A 16,587-nucleotide genomic window follows, 5' to 3' on the forward strand; every position below is an offset into this window, starting at 1 on the left:
TTTGAGGTAATGGTGAATGGGCCTATTTTATGTCTATCAACCTAAAAAAACATCATGGGGCTACAAAAAGTAACATTCAACAACAAGGAAGGACAGACTTTGGCGGGGCGCTTGGAGCTGCCCGTAGACCAACATCCCCATAACTTTGTGTTGTTTGCACATTGTTTCACTTGCACCAAGAATCTTTTGGCCGTTGCCCATATTAGCCGAGCATTGACCTCCAAAGGATTTGGGGTCCTCCGTTTTGATTTTACGGGCTTGGGAGAGAGTGAAGGGGATTTCGAAAACACCAATTTTTCTGGAAATGTTCAGGATTTGGTGGCTGCTTCGGACTACTTGAAAGGCAATTATAAAGCGCCTACCTTGATTATTGGCCATTCCCTCGGTGGCGCAGCTTCCCTATTTGCCGCTGCCGAAATTGCTTCCGTGAAAGCTGTCGCCACTGTGGGTGCGCCTTCCAGCCCTGCACACGTAAAGCATTTGTTGAGAAGTGAGCTCGATGAGATAACATCTACAGGCAAAGCCACCGTAAACCTAAGTGGAAGGGACTTTACCATCAAAAAACAGTTTTTGGACGATTTGGAGACCAAATCACTCACATCGACCGTTAAAAATCTTAGAAAAGCACTATTGATCCTGCATTCCCCCCAAGACCAGATTGTGGGGATACAAAATGCCGAGGAACTCTATGTTGCCGCCCATCATCCCAAGAGTTTTATTTCCTTGGACGGTGCCGACCATTTGTTGTCCAATAAAAACGACTCCATGTATGTAGGTGAAGTCATTGCGGGTTGGGCCACTCGATATGTGGACATAATACCCCAAGAGTCCTTAAAGACCCAACATCAAGTGGTGGCTAGTTTGGATGCGGAGGACGGATTTACCACATCCATGAAGGTTGGAAACCATTTTATGACGGCCGATGAGCCTATATCCTATGGAGGAAACGATTTTGGGCCATCACCCTACGAGTTGGTTTCCGCAGGACTTTCTGCCTGTACCGCCATGACCATTCAAATGTATGTGAAACGCAAAGGCTGGCCCCTTACCAATGTGGAAGTGCATACGTCCTATGAAAAAACCCATGCCGTGGATTGTGAAAACTGTGAAAATGAAGGGACAAAAATCGATACATTTTACCGGGAAATACAATTGACAGGTGATTTGGATGGGCAACAAAAGACCCGAATCCTGGAGATTGCCGATAAATGTCCCGTACACAAAACCCTGCACAGTAAAACGCAGGTGATAAACAAATTGATTTAAGTAGTGAGGAGATTATAGCCTCATGTGCCGGATATCAAAATAATCCAACTCCAGTTCAATTACGGCATTGTAGATATTGCGCAATGATTTTACATACTCCCTTTGATTGATATAGCCCTTTAGTTTGTTTTCCTTCAAACGGTGGTATCCTTTACAAAAAGACCTTTTCTTTTTGCAGTAGATCAAGAAGTTGATATAGTCCGTGGCTGTACTGACCAAAATGAGTTTGTTTGATGTTGAAATCCAATAGTACATCTATAACGGTCCCACCCATAAAATCGTATGCTTTCCTTTGGAAAACCATAAAGTGATTGATGGGAAAATTGTTGACACCTCCCTAAATAATGATTACCTTAGACTGAACCTAAAAATTCTTACTAATGAAAAAAATACCCGCAGTGGTAATTGGATTGGCCTTACTGGCCGTCTTTAGCTGCAAACAGGCTAAAAAAGAAGAAAACAAAACAGAATCCAAGCAGGCTTACAGCATTGTCGAAGATTCCACAAATGTCCGATTCACAGCCTATAAAACAACTGAAAAAAAGCCTGTAGGAGGTACATTCACCAAAATAGACCTTACTTATTCAGCCGGGGAAACTCCCATGGAAACGTTGGACGGGTTGGAATTTTCCATTCCGGTGAGCAGCCTTTTCACCAATGACACCACCAATACCAGGGACCCAAAAATAATACACTTCTTTTTTGATGTAATGGCAGAGACCCAATCCATCAAGGGAACTTTTTCTTTTGACAACGACAAGAAATGTTCGGTAAACCTTACCATGAATGGCGTTTCCACAAATCTCCCCATGGACTATGAGATCCTTGATAGTGGCCAAGTCAATTTCAATGGTGTTATGGACCTTAAAAACTGGAATGCCTTGGAAGCCTTGGCATCTTTGAACAAAGCTTGTGAAGCATTGCATACCGGACCTGATGGAGTAAGCAAAACCTGGGAAGATGTGGCTATCAATGCCTCTGTATTCTTAAGTAAAATGTAATTCCTCCCAGCCATACTATAGTAAAGAGGCTGCCTAGGTGGCCTCTTTTGGGTTAGGCGGAGAAAAATCCATATATCCTTCTAATCATGAAACAAGAATATCAGCTTGTGGACAATGCGGAAGCCAAACAATTTGAGTTTGATTTGGGCGACGCCATTGCCAAAATAGAATACATCCGCGCCAAGGAAAAAATCTATCTTACCCATACCGAAGTTCCGGAATCCTATGAAGGAAAGGGTATTGGTTCCCAATTGATCCGGAAAACCTTGGAACATATCAAAGCCCATGACCTCACCCTAATTCCCCTTTGTCCGTTTGTTGCCCTGTACCTCAGCAGGCATCCAGAATGGAAATCACTGGTCCTAAAGGGGATAAATATCGGATAGACCATTAATATTGACATTCCACCGCGAATCCATAATGGGAAAGGCTTTTTTTATATCTTTAGCTGACCCGCTATGGACTTAGACAACCTCATACAAAGATTCCAGAAAAAAGATACGGTAGCTTTTGAGGCTTTGTATGACATGTACGCGGAAAACATTTGTGGGGTGATCAATGTGATCCTCAAAGACCCTGAACGCTCCCAAGAGCTTTGTCAGGATGTTTTTGTGAAAATCTGGAGCAAATCGGACCAATATGACACTTCCAAAGGTCGTTTCTTTACCTGGATATTAAACATTGCCCGCAATGCCGCCATCGATGAACTGCGTTCGAAGAGCCATAAAAACCAAAAGAAAAACCTCCCTGTGGATTCTCTCGTAGGTATTTATGAAAACAGTGAAGATCTTAATGGCAAAATAGATACTATAGGACTACAATCCCTATTAAAGGGACTTAAGGATAAATGCATTCTTTTGATTGACCTGCTCTACTTTAAGGGGTTTACACAAAAAGAGGCCGCAAAAGAACTAAAGACACCAATAGGAACCATAAAAACACGGATCAGAAGTTGTATTTCCGAAATTCGGAAAAATATGGCATAGTAACATGGATGTGAAAGCGTACATAGCATCAGGAATTTTGGAACTCTACGTAGCAGGAGCATTGAGCCCCGAGGAGAACTTGGAGGTACAACACTACGCCCTACAATACCCTGAGGTGAAGTCAGAGATTGAAGCTATCGAGAAGTCCATTCTAGAGCTTACCCGGACAACCTCGCCCAAACTATCCAAAGACAGCTTTAAAACAGTCCGTGCCCAATTGGACGATGTCATCCAATTCAAACCTGAAGCTTCGGAAAGGAAAACTCCCTGGGGCAATTATATGGGCTGGGCAGCTTCCATATTACTTGCAGTTGGCCTTATTGGTGTATATCTACAGAACAATCAGCTTAAAACCGAGATAGAGATCACCAATCAGGAAAAGGAGAATCTGGAACAAATTCTATCCACCACCCAGGAAAAGGTTATTGATAAGGAAGCGCTTTTACAACAACTTCGGGCTAAAAATATTACCGTAGTGGCGTTGGGCGGACAGGCTGTATCTCCAGATTCATATGCCAAGGCCTATTGGAACCGGGAAGAGAGCAAGGTTATCATTGATGCCCAAGGACTTCCTGAACCCCCACCGGGCTATGCCTATCAAGTTTGGTCCTTGAAACTGACCCCGCTTACCCCCACCAGCATTGGCCTTCTTGAAGATTTTGCCACGGATGAGAGTAAATTGTTCGCGCTGTCCAATCCCAATGAATCCGAAGCTTTTGGCATTACCTTGGAGCCTGAAGGCGGTAGCGAAACCCCTACTTTGGAACAACTTTACACCTTGGGTGCTGTAGGCCCTTAAATTCATTTCCGATACTTTTTACGTAACCAGTTACTTATTTTTTATATATTTACGTAACCAGTTACATTTTTATAATGGCCAATGACTTTCTCCAAGAAATAGCACATTTAGGTTTTACCGCCCGTATAAAACGGTTGAACGAGAAAATTGTATCCAGCACCTTGGACCACTATTCCCGATTGGGATTGCCCATTGAACCCAATTGGCACGTTGTCTTTTTAATGCTGAAAGAAAACGGAAAACTCACGGTTACCGAAATGGCCAGTACCTTGGGGTTTTCCCATCCTGCCATCATTAAGATTGTCAAAAAAATGAAGGGCCAAGGGTATCTGGAAAGCCAAAAGGACTCCCAAGATGGACGGAAAACCTTTATCTATCTTTCCCGAAAGGGAGAGCGGGCATTAAGCTCCCTTGAGGCGGAGTGGCATCGCATCCAAAAAGTGTTACAGGAATTTGTAAACCCTGATTTTTTGGAGGGATTGCGCCAACTGGAACAGGAATTCGATTCCAAAGGATTCCAGGAACGTTATCAAGAACGTTTTGGTCACAAAGGCTTTTACATCCGCACAGCAAAACCCTCTGAATTTGATGCCATAGGAAAATTGATGGTGGATGTTTATTCGGGTCTAGAAGGGTTCCCCAAAGCAAACGAACAGCCCAAATACTATGAAACCTTGGCCAACATAGGTGATTTTACCCAAAAACCCGGTGTGGAACTTCTGGCTGCTGTTTCCCCCAACGAGAAGGTTTTGGGGGCAGTCCTTTATTTTGAACATATGGAACATTATGGTGCCGAGGGTATTGCGAAACAAGAAAAAAATGCGTCTGGATTCCGCTTATTGGCCGTTGACCCGGCAACCAGAGGAATGGGAATAGGGAAAGCCTTAAGCGAAGCCTGTATTGAAAGGGCCAAAAATCGAGGACATCTCAATGTCATCATACACAGCACTTCGTTCATGAAAGTGGCCTGGAGAATGTATGAAAAGTTGGGGTTTGTTGCTTCTCCCGATTTGGATTTTAAACAAGGGAAACTCCAAGTGTATGGATTTCGCTTGCCTTTAGCGTAAGTCTGGTTTATAATACTGAAAGGCGTTCTGGAAATTCCAGAACGCCTTTCAGAGCATTGGTCAGTGTTAAAAATCACCCTATAGTTTTACACCTACCCCGAATCCAAATATCCATGGGTTGATATCCACATCGGCCACCACAGTAGCTCCCAATGCGGTAGTGGCATTAACGGTGGCATCTGTATTCAGAAACAGTTTTTTCACATCCACATTCAAAAACCATTTATCATTGAGCATAAAGTCGAATCCTCCTTGCAATGCATACCCCACGGCGGTATCGTAATCCACATCATCGGCCACAGGGCCCTCATCTACTCCATAAAAGAGGGTAAGGTTCAATCCAGCTCCCAAATAGGGTACAAAATCACCTCCGGTAAAATGGTACTGGCCGGTCAAGGTTGGAGGAAGTAACCACACATGTCCCAAATCAATATCCCCAGCTAGGGTCCCAACGGCTTCCACATCATGTTTCGTGGTGGCCAAAATCAATTCCAAAGACCAATTCTCATCGAAAAAGTAAGAGATGTCCAACTCTGGTACAAACGCAGTGGAAATGGATGCATCCCCTCCAATGGCTTCTATATCCGCACTTTCATCCGGCGTCACCACAATTCCCCGAAGTCGGAACTGCCAAGGACTGCCGCCGTCACCCGACGAAGCATCCTGAGCTATCCCCATGTTGATGAATCCCATTAACGCCATCGCTGCAAAAAGTACTGTTCTTCTCATTTTTTTGAATTTTAAGATGAGACAAAGCTACAATGCGATATATGCAGGAAATATGACGTTTATCATTGGATAATAAACGTTCATGCCATCCCTTGAATGACATACAACTGAATAAAAATTATGGCTATCCAAAAACCGAAATGGCACCTTAAAACCACTTTTTTCGTTTAAAGATGAGTATGGAAATGAGGGTAACGACCAGCATGAGACCCAAAAGAATAAAATAGCCGTACGGCCATTTAAGCTCTGGAATGTTCTCAAAATTCATCCCATAGATGCCCGCCAAAAAAGTCAGGGGAATGAATATTACCGAGAAGATGGTCAACGTCTTCATCACCTCATTGAGGCGATGGCCCTGAATACTGAAAAATAAGTTGATTTGACTTTCCAACTCTTGGGTATCAGAATCAACATCATTGGCCAAGCCGTTGATCTGTTCTCTGAGTTCACTAAAATATTTGGTATGGAACCCTTTTACCTCTACCCTTTCCAGTCGGGTCACAATATCCCTTAGACCATGTGATGCTTTCCGAAAGTGTTGGATCATGGCCTTTTTTTGTTCCACTTCGAACATAAACTCCGGTGTGGGTTCCATTTTGGTGGCACGATCCAGCATGTTTTCCATCAAAACCATTTCCTCATACTTTTCCTTGTAGTTGGAAATCAAGGTTTCCAGGATAAAAAACAGAAGGTAATCGGCCTTCTTTTTTCGTATGATTCCCTTATTATCGAATATTCTTGCCCGTATCCAATCAAAATGATCCCCCCATTTTTCCTGTATGCACCATACAAAATCCTTGGCCACGACAAAAAACATCTGTTCCGACTCCAAGTTTTGATCTTCGGTCTTTATGATTCGGGCAGCAATAAAAAGCTGTTCTTCCAGCTCTATCACCTTATTGCCAAAGTTCTGGTTGAGCAGCAACCTGAGAAGGAAATCGTCCAATTCATTATGGAGTACCATCTTCCTAAACTCTTCCGTGTAGCCCAGACCATACGTGTTCACCCAAGTAATGCTCTTGTCATTTTTGGACAGTTGCGCATCTTCATCCATGGAAAATTTCCGATTGTAGTAATCCTCAAGGGAATAGTTGATGACCCAGGTATTATTTTCGAAATCTGTAACCATTATAGTAAAAGTAAAACGGGTTATTCGTAGTTTAGAGCAATAAGTTAACCCAAATTTAGCAAGATTGGATCATGGTGGGCGTAATGTCTTTTAAAACCGAAATTTTAGTCACGGGAATTTTACTGGTTGTTGTATTTGTTTTGAACTCTTTGACCAAAAGGGCCATACGGAGATTTGGCAGGACCAGTGCCATTGATATGAACAATAGAAAAATCATCTTCTATCTCAGCAATCTTTTCTTTTATGGATTTGCCCTTGTTGGAATTTCGCTGATATGGGGGATGAATTTGAAGGATTTCTCCCTTTTCCTTTCCTCAACCTTGGCCATATTGGGTGTAGGTTTTGTGGCGCAATGGTCCATCCTTTCCAATTTAACGGCCAGTGTGATCCTATTTTTTAGCCATCCCTTGCGTTTGGGGGACAGGATCAGGGTATTGGACAAGGATTTTGATTGGACCGGAAAGGTAGAGGATATCAGCGGTTTTTACCTTTTTATGCGTACAGATGATGGCCGAAGGATAACCATCCCTACCAATTTGGTCATACAAAAAGGTATTGAAATCCTTAAGAACGAGGAGGAAGATACCGATGAGGAAGAATTCATTGAAAATTGATAGGATGCGCCATAAAAGATTCATGACGCATCCAAACAACAACCAAATAGCAACCCAAAAACCACTACTTTACCTTCAATTCCCTGCCTATAAGCTCAATATTTGATGTTCCTTTACCGGGCCCAATTCATAAATGGCCCCCGTTAGTTCCTGCTTCAGTTCCTGGACCTTTTTATATTCACCATTGGCCTTATAGACTTCAGCTGCTTGACTGAGCGTGGACGGTTCATAGGTTTTCCCTTCAATATGGGTCTTTACCAATTGCAGAGCCTTTTTCTTTTCTCCCTTTTTCAGATAGCTATAGGCCAAAAGTCCATAGGTTTCCGGGGTAGGTCTATTCCCTACTTCCCGTTTTGCCAATGTAAGGGCCCTTTCCGTAACGTCCATGGCAATAAGAAAATCCACATTGTGGGCATTGTACATCTCTCCATAATCCATATTCCCCACCTTTTTATGGAAGTTGTCCAAGGCTTGTAATTTTAAGGACTCATTATCCATAAATTCTGCAATCTCAGCTTTGAGCAAATCATATTCCGGCGACTGATGCTTTTGAATGATACTATCCATGATGCGCAAGGCCTCCTCTCCATTTCGTTCATGGGAATATACGATCCAGGCGATCCCTTTTTTGGCATAGGCGTTTTGGGGGTCCATTTCCAATGTTTTTAAATACAACCTGTACGAATCCTCTATACGGCCTGCGTGTCCATAAAAATCGGCCAAATTGGTGGTGGACCATAGTAAAAGGCCCCTGTTGTTGGACATTCTCGCCCTATCATAAGCCTTTTCCATAAACCTAATGGCGGTGTCCAAATCGCCCTTATGATCATTCCATTTGGCCAACCGGATCAGGTATCCAAAATCTGACATGTTCCGGATGCTGTCCAAATACATATGCGCCTTTTCGTAATTCCCCAGTTCCATTTGCACATCGAACAAGAGAGCCTGCGTGGCATTGACCCCGCTTCCTTGCTTTCGCGCTGCTTGGGCCAGTTCCAAAGCTTCCTTGAATCTATGCTGTGAGATATAATTTCTCGCCAAAGCCCTCATATACCCTGCTTTTCCCAACGCGGCAGCCTCCAATGCCTTTTCCAATGAGCGTTCTGCCATCTTTAGGTATTTGATATCCCCGGTCCCCTGAAAGAACCGGTTGTATTCACTGGCCACATTGGCCAGTCCCATCATTTGCAAACTATCCTGTTTTATTTTGGAGTCCCAAAGCTGAAAATATTTTGAAGTGGTTTTCACAGGTGTGGAGGCCAAATAGTGGTCATAGTCCTTCTTATTGGTCTTAAATACCTTTTCTTCTTTCTTGCACGAGAACAATAGTACCGTGATCAAAAGGAAGAGTTTAATTTTTGTTGCTTCCATAATCTTGTTGTTGTTTTTATAAAAAGGGAGAGGACGAATCCTCTCCCCCATTCCCTTTCATAGCGATTACTCGGGATTTCCCAAGTAAGGGAAACTTGTTGAAATATCTGCTGTAAGGGCAACCCCGTCAGAAGTCAACCTAGGCAGGTCCGCCATTCCATCATCATCCAAATCCTGACCACTGAAACGATCTCCTTCCATCCCTCCAAAGAAAAGAATAAGGGACACATCTATGATATCATCATTAGGATGTCTGCCTGTCAAGGCCACCTCATCTCCATCCGGCACGAGAATGCGGCCATCATTATCAAAATCGGTTCCCGGATTAAAGTAGGTTGTGGGCAAATCCGGGGCCACTTCCAGAACATCTGCCGCCAAAACGGTGGTCAGGGTAGCGGCATCCAACCCCAAAATATTGTTCTCATAATCTACATCAGCAGGGTCCAGTCCCAACTTTATGGCATACACATCATGGTATTGTTCCAACCTTGCTTGAAAACCGGCCTGAAAAGCCGTGGACATTTCCGAAGGAATTGTGGTATTGTGTGCATCTTTTACACTGGGTTCCCCTTCCATATCAAAACTTAAGGTGGTATTGATACCGGGGCGCCCTATGTGGTCCACTTGGGCATAGGTCCCTGAAAAATCGGCTCCCATCATATCATCGTCATCATTCATCATCATATCGTCATCCATTCCCATCTGATATGGGGCCTCATCATCATTACTGCATCCAATGACCAATCCTAAGGTCAATATCAGCGCTGCGAAATATATTGCTTGTCTTCGTATCATGTTTTTTAATGCTTTAAGTTGCTTATTGTTTTCTATTTGTGGTCACCCAAGTTTTATATACCGTGAGTCCCAAGGCATTGGTGGCCGTAGGGGCTCCCAGCATGGCGTTGGGGATTTCCACAATTATGGAAAGGGTATTGGCACCATCAAAGGTGTCCGCTGCCTCTTCTGGCGGAAGAAATCCACCAGGGGCCGATTCCATCTCAGGGGAAATGACCGCATTGAATTGGAAGAAATCAAAAAAGAAGGGGTCCTGTCTCGGTCCTGCAAATAATGAAACCCCATTGGCGGTTTCCACAATGGGCGTTGCTCCGGAAATTTCCACATCACCAAGGGGAGAGTCCGTTAATACTTGACTGTTCAATCCTGTTTGTGATGGCGTTGCCGGTCCAAAGAAATACATTCTACCATCCCTGGCAATGGCTTGGATCACTTGGTCTTCTACCAAATCCCCATCCAAATCTATATTGATTTCGGTAAGTACATCCTCATCAAAGGTGCCATACGCCAATTCGGGCAACACATTGGATTGGACGTCCACTACGAAAACCGTATTATCCGAACCTTCACTGGGTTCAAAGGCGTAAAAATCGGCAATATCCGAAGTGGTACCAGCGGTCGAAGGTGCATCAATATGGTCTGCGGACACCAGAACAATTGCCGATGCGACCAAAGCACCTAAGCCTATTACATACTTTGTTGTTTTTTTCATGTCATTTGTTTTTAAAGTTTCCTACACCCCTACCTACGCAACTTGTTCTGGAGCGGTTTGGTCCTTAAATGTTAAAAAAAACTTAATGGATTTTTAATGTGAGCTAGGCCTATTGTTCATGATAAAGTCCCATAATTGTTTTACTTTGGTCTGTAAATAATCACCCAATGAACCCTTCTGCTTCTGGATGGATCAAGAAGTTTGGCCACCTTGTTACCAAAGAGGCCACTTTTTTTCAAGACTTTGATAGCCTGTACCATGAACTCAAAAGAAGCGGTTTTGTCTATGGGGTACATCTGGACATTCCGCCCTTTATTGAAGCGGAGCATACCCTTAGTGAAGACGAAATAGCCAAGATCAATCTGCTCACTGCACTCTATTTTACCTTTCAATTTGAAAAAGGAAAGGCCCGTTTTGATCATTTTGTCAATACTGTTTTTGAATACTATCAGTCCTTGGAGGTGGCCCACATCTCCTTTCTGAGCAAAATATTGAGTGGAAAACATACCGAGGCCCAATTGGAGAAATTGATTGATTCCCGGATTTATTTGGGCGGCAATGCATTTAACCGGGCTTTGGGCAGTAGCTTGACCAATTCGCTGCTTTATGTGGATGTGCTCATCTTTAAAAACTATTTACAGTCCCGGGAGTCTTTCAAGGAACATGCCCAACTTTTGGAGTACGTGACCATCAACATTGCCTACCATACCCTAAACTCCAAAGAGGCCAAAAAGAATGATGACAAACTCATTCAACTTTTGGATGCTTCCCTCACCTATGTGAACCTCGATGAAGCAAAATTTGATGGTACCTATCTAGAACTTTTAGATCAAAATTTTTCCTCTTTTGAAAAGGATTATTTTTTGGATATGGCCTGTCTGACCATATGGGAAGATAAGTCGATTGACTACACCGAATCCGATTATATTTTTGGTCTTGGAACCCATCTTGGAAAGTCAAAAAAAGAGGTGGAAACCACCCTCGAATATGTGCAAAAATTCTTTGAGGAAAACAAGGAAAAAATTGCCTATTTGAACGACAAGAATTTGGCCCTTCAATTCTATGATGGCATGTCCAAAAATGTGAGTAAACTTATTTTGAGAAATAGCAAAAGACTCAAAAAAGAACTCCAGGAAAGTAGGGAATTAATGTCGCTTTTGTCCAAATCAACCGTGAAGGATTTAACGGAAGATGAGAAGAAAAAAGTGCAGAACCAACTCATCGACATTTTTAAAAGTATCCCATCCTTGGCCATTTTTATGTTGCCTGGAGGAGCGGTTCTTTTGCCTATTTTTATCAAGCTTATCCCAAAGTTGCTTCCCTCCGCTTTTGACGATAACCGCATAGAGGAAAATTGACCATTTTAGCTTAAAAAAGCCACTATAAAGAAAACTTATAGTGACTTTTAAATTAAATCAATTATTTGATAGTCAGTTGTTTTTAATCATTTATTCCAACCATAACTTAAAGTCCCTTACACGCTCCCTACTTACAATGATTTCTTGCCCATTGAAGTGGTTTAACTTGAGTTGAAGCCTGGAATTTGTATATGAAATGATGTCTTTTATATGGTTGATGTTCACATAAAATTTACGGCTTACCCGGAAGAAAATCTTTGGGGACAACTCCTCCTCCAACTGTTCCAAAGTTGTGTCCAACAAATAATTTCTACCCTCTGAAGTCGCGGCATACGTTCCTTTGTTCTCACTGTAAAAACATTCCACATCTTCCGCATTTATGATTTTGAGATGCTGCCCTACCTTGACCGTAAACCGCTTTTTGTATTCGCGTTCCAAAGGGTCTGCCAACAGCTTTTTTATGTCGTCAAAATCGACCGAAATTTTATGTTGGTTCGGTTTAAAATCACGGTACTTTTTCACCGCTCTTTCCAGCTCTTCATCATCGATGGGTTTCAACAAATAATCTATGCTGTTCAACTTGAAAGCCTGTAGTGCATATTCATCAAAAGCCGTGGTAAAAATGATGGCGCTTTTCACTTCGACCACATCAAAAATTTCAAAGGATAATCCATCGGATAATTGGATGTCCAAAAAAATAAGATCGGGGTGCGGATGGTTTTGAAACCAGTCAATGGATTCTTCAACGGAATGCAACATGGTGGAGACCTCTACTTCCAAATCGGACAATAAGCGACCCAATCTTCTGGCCGCTGGTTTTTCATCTTCAATGATGATCACATTCATTTCTTACAGGTATTTGTCCATTTCCCTTTTGTCCTTTTCGATGAACTTTTGGATTTGGCGTTCCTCCCAATTTTTTCCAAACAATGGGTTAAAACCAAAAACCTTGGCCGCATGAAAGGCCAACCCTATCCCCCAACCAAAAAGGGTCACAAAATGGGGCCATGTCCAAAAAGTGTCGGCATTGATATAAATGCTTATCAATATAAAGGCATTAATGACCAAGTACACCATCAGGTGAATATAAAACGACTTGATTTCCTCTACGCGTTTCTTGGCCCTAGTAAATTTTTCTTGCTCAAAATTTTCCATGATCATCTCCATTTTGTGGTTTCATCCTCTTCTTCTTTCATAAACTCCCTTATCTTCTTTTCTTCCCATCCTTTCCCAAAAAAGGGATTCAGGTTGAAGGTTCCAATGGCATGGAACATGACTCCTACGCCCCACCCAAAAGCGGCCCATAAAAACCACATATAGCTGAACCCGTTGGTAAGATAGTTGATCAAGGCCAATACCGTCATGACCATGATGTAGGACCATACATGGGCATAAAACTTTTTAAGCTCGCCAACCCGTTCCTTGGCCCTCATGTACTTGCTTTCCCTGTCCAAATTTTCCATACTATAGACTTTTTGGCTACTGCTAAATATAAACATTGTTAAAATTCTTTTCGCTCCATGAACTCTTTGATCTTGCGTTCTTCCCATCCCCTTCCCAAAAGAGGGTTGTAGCCTTGTGCACAGAACCACATTCCCAGAAGACCTATGCCCCATCCCACCGCCGGAAAAATAATCCAAGGGTAACTGGTTGTTCTATAATTGAGGTAGGCCAAAATCGGGATTACGATGCAATAGGCCAATAAACTGGCATAAAAAGACTTTAGCTTTTCCACTTTCTCTTTGGCCCTATCGTATTTTTTGTTCGAATCTTCCATAACGGTTCGTTTTTATGATTTAGTGATTATGTATGCTCCAAAATTCATCATTTACCGAAAGTGAGGGAAAAATAGATTCGTGAACCGTCAATTATCGTGGATGAGTTGTTGGGAGGTTTTGCTATAATCTGACATCCGACTTCTGACATCTGAGCTAAAAAGGATTAAAACTCATCCTTATCCATAAGTTCCTGGATTTTTTGTTCTTCCCAACGTTTGCCCCACAGTGGGTTGTAACCAAAAGCTTCCATCCCATGCATGACCACACCAAATCCCCAACCCAAGGTGGGAAAAAAGGCCCAAAGAAAGTCTGTGGTCCTTAAATTGATCCACCACAAAAATGGAATCACCATACAATACGTAATCAAGTTGCTGTAAAAGTCCTTTATGGCCTTCACCTGTTCTTTGGCTTTGGCGTATCGTTTTTGCGCTATATAATCTTTTTGGGTTTCCACAACGGTCAGTTTTTGGGTGAGTATGGGCAATGACACCCTAAACTCTACATCCGTTTTTTGGATGACCACCTCGCGGTCCGTTAAAATGTTATAGCGTTGCTTAATGTTCTGCAGGCCCACCCCACTGCTCTTTTTCACTACCTGTTTTTCTTGGAGATTGTTGCTTACCACCAACATTCCACCTTCCTCGAACACTTTTATGTGCAATGGTCTGGAAGCGGTCACCACGTTGTGTTTTACTGCATTTTCCAAAAGCAATTGCAAGGAAAGGGGAACTATTCTGGCTTCGGGTTGGGTGCAACTTTCCGGAATTTCAAAAACAATACTGTCCTCAAATCGCATTTTTAACAGCCGCACATAGGTTCGGGCAAAATTGAGCTCCTCATCCACCGTGACCAAGTCCTTATTCTTTTGTTCCAATACGTATCTGTATACCTTGGAAAGCGAAGTGGTGAACTTTTGTGCTTGATCGGGGTCTTCTTCAATGAGACTGGTGAGTACATTGAGGCTGTTGAAGAGAAAATGGGGATCCAATTGATTCTTAAGGGCATCAAATCTTGCCGAAGCGGTCCCGGCGATGATCTTTTGCTCCTTTACCCGCTTTTCTTGCCAATTCTTGTAAAAATATGCCGCATAGAAAAACACAGACACTACCACGGTTATTAAAAGTGCCACGATGTAGAACATAGGGTCTTCCCCTTTCACAAAAGTTTCCCATGTTTCTCCCTCAAAACCCAAGTTAATTACAATGCGTATCCAAAAGATACCCAAAAGGGTAAGCACAACCCCTCCAATGCCACTAATGAATATGCGATAATTTGCAAACCTTTTCCATTGCACCCGATGGTTGATGTAATCGTAGTACAGACTATTAATGAAGGTGAGCACGATGGAGTACAGCACATAGTGACCCACTTCACCTATTAAATCCTTGCCAAACACCACTTCCCGGCCCAAGAGTGCCTCTACGCTTATGAAGATTAGCGCTATCAACAGCCCCAATCCTATTGCGGTAAGCAACAATTTGCCAATGTATCGGAATGTTTTTTCCATGATTGCTAATCGGGTTGGTGGATGAATACGCTTGACCATCCCACCTTATGATGATTAAAATTAACAAAAACCATAGGTTTATTCAGAAGGCTGGCCCAATCACCTTCCAAATTAGGCAAAGTGAGAAAAAAGACCGTCCGTTTTTTGATTGATGTCCCAAAATTGCAGGTTTCTTGAAAACACAGAAAAAATGAATTACCGAACTGTGGTTTTTCCCTGATGGATCGTATGAATAAAAAAAGCCCGATGATAAAAATCATCGGGCTTCTAAATGCAATCAAAAAAATTATTTTGCGGAATAGTCCTTGTAGATAGCCTCTTCAAAAGCTTTCCAATGGGCGTCCGTCATCCTTCCTGGTGTGAAAAGACAGATACCCGCAGCTCCATTCTCCATGGACACTTTAATGGCCTCCCCGATTTCCCCGGGCAACAAACCGTGATTTTCAGGATCCTTTTCATCGCCTTTCTTTTCTGGTTTTGGACAGATGAACAATCCACTGTACACAGGAGCTCCATCCTTTGCCGTGGCGACCTCTTCGGCAACCATTTCCCCGACCCATTGGGGACCTTCCAAATAAAAGTCGTTGTAGTTCATGGGATATATGGCATCCAAGTCCCATTTGCCCCAATCCTGTCTTACCAATTTCTTGGCGATGGATGGACCAGGGAAAACCGCCCCATTGATCTTCTTGTTTTTAGAATGTACCACTTCGGTCAAACGGTTGACCATATTGGTGATCAAATCATATCGGAATTGTTTCCATTCCATCACCTGTGAAGGGTCTTCCGCCTCTAGAATATCGATACCTGTTTTGTCTTTAAAAGCCGAAGTACAGTCGTCACAGTAGCAATAATCAAACTGTGGGAACTCACGATCCATGACCAGTCCGTATTTGTCCCAAAGGCCACGGGCCAATATCACGTCGGGAAAACGGATGTAATCCAAATGAATGCCATCCACATGCTCAACCTCTGCCACGCTTCCGTATAGATCGGCCAAGAAGTTGTACACCCCTTCCTTGCTGGGACATAAAAAGGTATAGTGCGAAACATAGGCAGGCTTATCAAAAGCCGATTCACCTTTCCCATTTACGGCATACCACTCTTCTTTCAACTTGGGGTTTTTTCCCTGTACCATGGTAGGAATCCATGTATGGAACTCCATACCGGCCTCTTTAACGAGCTTCCCTACCCTTTTGTACGTTTCCGGGTCGTGTCCGCCATTGTACATAAGCCCATCGATGCCCTTTGCCTTGAGGTCGGCAAACTTTGCGGTTAATTCTTCATCCGTGGCTTCACCAGGCCCATAGTCCCAAGCATAAACAGGAATTTTCGTCTTTTCGGTAGACGTTTCCTCCGCTTTTTTATCCTTACATGCTACGATTGAGATGGCCAAGGCCATCAGCATTAAAAATTTCTGCATTTCTTGTTTTTGTTTAGTTGGCATGAAATTAATCAAACTTCTTTGTTGAACC

Annotated in this window: 20 protein-coding genes; 8 read left to right on the plus strand and 12 right to left on the minus strand. The window is 42.8% G+C overall.

What is annotated here, in order from left to right; genetic code table 11:
- Positions 1-54 precede the first annotated feature (54 nt).
- The gene (locus ACPD8L_RS05685) at positions 55-1,266 is read left to right on the plus strand and encodes a bifunctional alpha/beta hydrolase/OsmC family protein (RefSeq protein ID WP_423942451.1); all 1,212 of its coding nucleotides are present in this window, start codon (positions 55-57) and stop codon (positions 1,264-1,266) included.
- A gap of 12 nt (positions 1,267-1,278) precedes the next feature.
- Here the strand turns inward: ACPD8L_RS05685 and ACPD8L_RS05690 are convergent, their stop codons facing one another.
- A complete protein-coding gene (locus ACPD8L_RS05690; RefSeq protein ID WP_147300844.1) occupies positions 1,279-1,485 on the minus strand; it encodes a hypothetical protein in 207 nt (68 codons plus the stop codon).
- Positions 1,486-1,646: 161 nt separating this feature from the next.
- On the opposite strand from ACPD8L_RS05690, the gene ACPD8L_RS05695 reads away from it, so the two are divergent.
- The 5 genes from ACPD8L_RS05695 (at position 1,647) to ACPD8L_RS05715 (ending at position 5,119) form a co-directional block, all read left to right on the plus strand.
- Entirely contained in the window at positions 1,647-2,267 is a 621-nt protein-coding gene (locus ACPD8L_RS05695; protein WP_116218030.1) for a YceI family protein, read from the plus strand.
- An 86-nt stretch (positions 2,268-2,353) separates the two neighbouring features.
- Positions 2,354-2,653, plus strand: a complete 300-nt coding sequence (locus tag ACPD8L_RS05700; RefSeq protein WP_423942453.1) for a GNAT family N-acetyltransferase — start codon at positions 2,354-2,356, stop codon at positions 2,651-2,653.
- Between the two features lie 72 nt (positions 2,654-2,725).
- Positions 2,726-3,253, plus strand: a complete 528-nt coding sequence (locus tag ACPD8L_RS05705) for an RNA polymerase sigma factor (RefSeq protein WP_116218032.1) — start codon at positions 2,726-2,728, stop codon at positions 3,251-3,253.
- A gap of 4 nt (positions 3,254-3,257) precedes the next feature.
- The gene (locus tag ACPD8L_RS05710; RefSeq protein ID WP_421809679.1) at positions 3,258-4,052 is read left to right on the plus strand and encodes an anti-sigma factor; all 795 of its coding nucleotides are present in this window, start codon (positions 3,258-3,260) and stop codon (positions 4,050-4,052) included.
- A 74-nt stretch (positions 4,053-4,126) separates the two neighbouring features.
- Positions 4,127-5,119 (plus strand): GNAT family N-acetyltransferase, encoded by a 993-nt coding sequence (locus ACPD8L_RS05715; protein ID WP_421809680.1) that lies wholly within the window; start codon positions 4,127-4,129, stop codon positions 5,117-5,119.
- A gap of 78 nt (positions 5,120-5,197) precedes the next feature.
- On the opposite strand, the gene ACPD8L_RS05720 is transcribed toward ACPD8L_RS05715, so the two are convergent.
- Positions 5,198-5,848, minus strand: a complete 651-nt coding sequence (locus ACPD8L_RS05720; RefSeq protein ID WP_421809681.1) for an OmpW/AlkL family protein — start codon at positions 5,846-5,848, stop codon at positions 5,198-5,200.
- A gap of 148 nt (positions 5,849-5,996) precedes the next feature.
- Complete coding sequence (locus tag ACPD8L_RS05725) at positions 5,997-6,977, minus strand: CorA family divalent cation transporter (protein ID WP_421809682.1); 981 nt, start codon at positions 6,975-6,977, stop codon at positions 5,997-5,999.
- A 71-nt stretch (positions 6,978-7,048) separates the two neighbouring features.
- Here ACPD8L_RS05725 and ACPD8L_RS05730 point away from each other — a divergent pair, with 71 nt between their 5' ends.
- Entirely contained in the window at positions 7,049-7,591 is a 543-nt protein-coding gene (locus ACPD8L_RS05730; protein WP_152130914.1) for a mechanosensitive ion channel family protein, read from the plus strand.
- Positions 7,592-7,678: 87 nt separating this feature from the next.
- On the opposite strand, the gene ACPD8L_RS05735 is transcribed toward ACPD8L_RS05730, so the two are convergent.
- From ACPD8L_RS05735 to ACPD8L_RS05745, 3 genes are all read right to left on the minus strand, one after another.
- Positions 7,679-8,962, minus strand: coding sequence for a tetratricopeptide repeat protein (locus tag ACPD8L_RS05735; protein WP_423942455.1), 1,284 nt, complete (start codon positions 8,960-8,962; stop codon positions 7,679-7,681).
- A gap of 66 nt (positions 8,963-9,028) precedes the next feature.
- Positions 9,029-9,757: a hypothetical protein gene (locus ACPD8L_RS05740; RefSeq protein ID WP_421809684.1), complete on the minus strand. Its 729-nt coding sequence runs from the start codon at positions 9,755-9,757 to the stop codon at positions 9,029-9,031.
- Between the two features lie 22 nt (positions 9,758-9,779).
- On the minus strand, positions 9,780-10,469 hold the full coding sequence (locus ACPD8L_RS05745) for a DUF4331 family protein (protein WP_116218039.1): 690 nt from the start codon (positions 10,467-10,469) through the stop codon (positions 9,780-9,782).
- 167 nt (positions 10,470-10,636) lie between these two features.
- On the opposite strand from ACPD8L_RS05745, the gene ACPD8L_RS05750 reads away from it, so the two are divergent.
- Positions 10,637-11,827: an LETM1-related biofilm-associated protein gene (locus ACPD8L_RS05750; protein ID WP_423942456.1), complete on the plus strand. Its 1,191-nt coding sequence runs from the start codon at positions 10,637-10,639 to the stop codon at positions 11,825-11,827.
- 90 nt (positions 11,828-11,917) lie between these two features.
- On the opposite strand, the gene ACPD8L_RS05755 is transcribed toward ACPD8L_RS05750, so the two are convergent.
- The 6 genes from ACPD8L_RS05755 to ACPD8L_RS05780 form a co-directional block, all read right to left on the minus strand.
- Positions 11,918-12,673 (minus strand): LytR/AlgR family response regulator transcription factor, encoded by a 756-nt coding sequence (locus ACPD8L_RS05755; RefSeq protein ID WP_116218041.1) that lies wholly within the window; start codon positions 12,671-12,673, stop codon positions 11,918-11,920.
- A 3-nt stretch (positions 12,674-12,676) separates the two neighbouring features.
- Positions 12,677-12,982 (minus strand): 2TM domain-containing protein, encoded by a 306-nt coding sequence (locus ACPD8L_RS05760; RefSeq protein ID WP_116218700.1) that lies wholly within the window; start codon positions 12,980-12,982, stop codon positions 12,677-12,679.
- A 2-nt stretch (positions 12,983-12,984) separates the two neighbouring features.
- Positions 12,985-13,290 carry a 2TM domain-containing protein gene (locus ACPD8L_RS05765; RefSeq protein ID WP_116218699.1) on the minus strand — a complete coding sequence of 102 codons (306 nt, stop codon included), beginning with the start codon at positions 13,288-13,290 and terminating at the stop codon, positions 12,985-12,987.
- Between the two features lie 38 nt (positions 13,291-13,328).
- Entirely contained in the window at positions 13,329-13,604 is a 276-nt protein-coding gene (locus ACPD8L_RS05770) for a 2TM domain-containing protein (protein ID WP_116218042.1), read from the minus strand.
- A gap of 164 nt (positions 13,605-13,768) precedes the next feature.
- A complete protein-coding gene (locus ACPD8L_RS05775) occupies positions 13,769-15,112 on the minus strand; it encodes a 2TM domain-containing protein (protein WP_423942458.1) in 1,344 nt (447 codons plus the stop codon).
- A 286-nt stretch (positions 15,113-15,398) separates the two neighbouring features.
- Positions 15,399-16,535 carry a glycoside hydrolase family protein gene (locus tag ACPD8L_RS05780; protein WP_421809688.1) on the minus strand — a complete coding sequence of 379 codons (1,137 nt, stop codon included), beginning with the start codon at positions 16,533-16,535 and terminating at the stop codon, positions 15,399-15,401.
- Between the last annotated feature and the right edge of the window lie 52 nt (positions 16,536-16,587).

It is taken from the genome of Flagellimonas algicida (assembly GCF_049629585.1).
In the GTDB taxonomy this organism is placed as follows: Bacteria; Bacteroidota; Bacteroidia; order Flavobacteriales; family Flavobacteriaceae; genus Flagellimonas.

Coding starts and splice junctions, on each gene's coding strand:
- ACPD8L_RS05685 (WP_423942451.1), top strand. CDS start 55: ATGGGGCTACAAAAAGTAACATTCAACAACAAGGAAGGACAGACTTTG.
- ACPD8L_RS05695 (WP_116218030.1), top strand. CDS start 1,647: ATGAAAAAAATACCCGCAGTGGTAATTGGATTGGCCTTACTGGCCGTC.
- ACPD8L_RS05700 (WP_423942453.1), top strand. CDS start 2,354: ATGAAACAAGAATATCAGCTTGTGGACAATGCGGAAGCCAAACAATTT.
- ACPD8L_RS05705 (WP_116218032.1), top strand. CDS start 2,726: ATGGACTTAGACAACCTCATACAAAGATTCCAGAAAAAAGATACGGTA.
- ACPD8L_RS05710 (WP_421809679.1), top strand. CDS start 3,258: ATGGATGTGAAAGCGTACATAGCATCAGGAATTTTGGAACTCTACGTA.
- ACPD8L_RS05715 (WP_421809680.1), top strand. CDS start 4,127: ATGGCCAATGACTTTCTCCAAGAAATAGCACATTTAGGTTTTACCGCC.
- ACPD8L_RS05720 (WP_421809681.1), bottom strand. CDS start 5,848: ATGAGAAGAACAGTACTTTTTGCAGCGATGGCGTTAATGGGATTCATC.
- ACPD8L_RS05725 (WP_421809682.1), bottom strand. CDS start 6,977: ATGGTTACAGATTTCGAAAATAATACCTGGGTCATCAACTATTCCCTT.
- ACPD8L_RS05730 (WP_152130914.1), top strand. CDS start 7,049: ATGGTGGGCGTAATGTCTTTTAAAACCGAAATTTTAGTCACGGGAATT.
- ACPD8L_RS05735 (WP_423942455.1), bottom strand. CDS start 8,962: ATGGAAGCAACAAAAATTAAACTCTTCCTTTTGATCACGGTACTATTG.
- ACPD8L_RS05740 (WP_421809684.1), bottom strand. CDS start 9,757: ATGATACGAAGACAAGCAATATATTTCGCAGCGCTGATATTGACCTTA.
- ACPD8L_RS05745 (WP_116218039.1), bottom strand. CDS start 10,469: ATGAAAAAAACAACAAAGTATGTAATAGGCTTAGGTGCTTTGGTCGCA.
- ACPD8L_RS05750 (WP_423942456.1), top strand. CDS start 10,637: ATGAACCCTTCTGCTTCTGGATGGATCAAGAAGTTTGGCCACCTTGTT.
- ACPD8L_RS05755 (WP_116218041.1), bottom strand. CDS start 12,673: ATGAATGTGATCATCATTGAAGATGAAAAACCAGCGGCCAGAAGATTG.
- ACPD8L_RS05760 (WP_116218700.1), bottom strand. CDS start 12,982: ATGGAAAATTTTGAGCAAGAAAAATTTACTAGGGCCAAGAAACGCGTA.
- ACPD8L_RS05765 (WP_116218699.1), bottom strand. CDS start 13,290: ATGGAAAATTTGGACAGGGAAAGCAAGTACATGAGGGCCAAGGAACGG.
- ACPD8L_RS05770 (WP_116218042.1), bottom strand. CDS start 13,604: ATGGAAGATTCGAACAAAAAATACGATAGGGCCAAAGAGAAAGTGGAA.
- ACPD8L_RS05775 (WP_423942458.1), bottom strand. CDS start 15,112: ATGGAAAAAACATTCCGATACATTGGCAAATTGTTGCTTACCGCAATA.
- ACPD8L_RS05780 (WP_421809688.1), bottom strand. CDS start 16,535: ATGCAGAAATTTTTAATGCTGATGGCCTTGGCCATCTCAATCGTAGCA.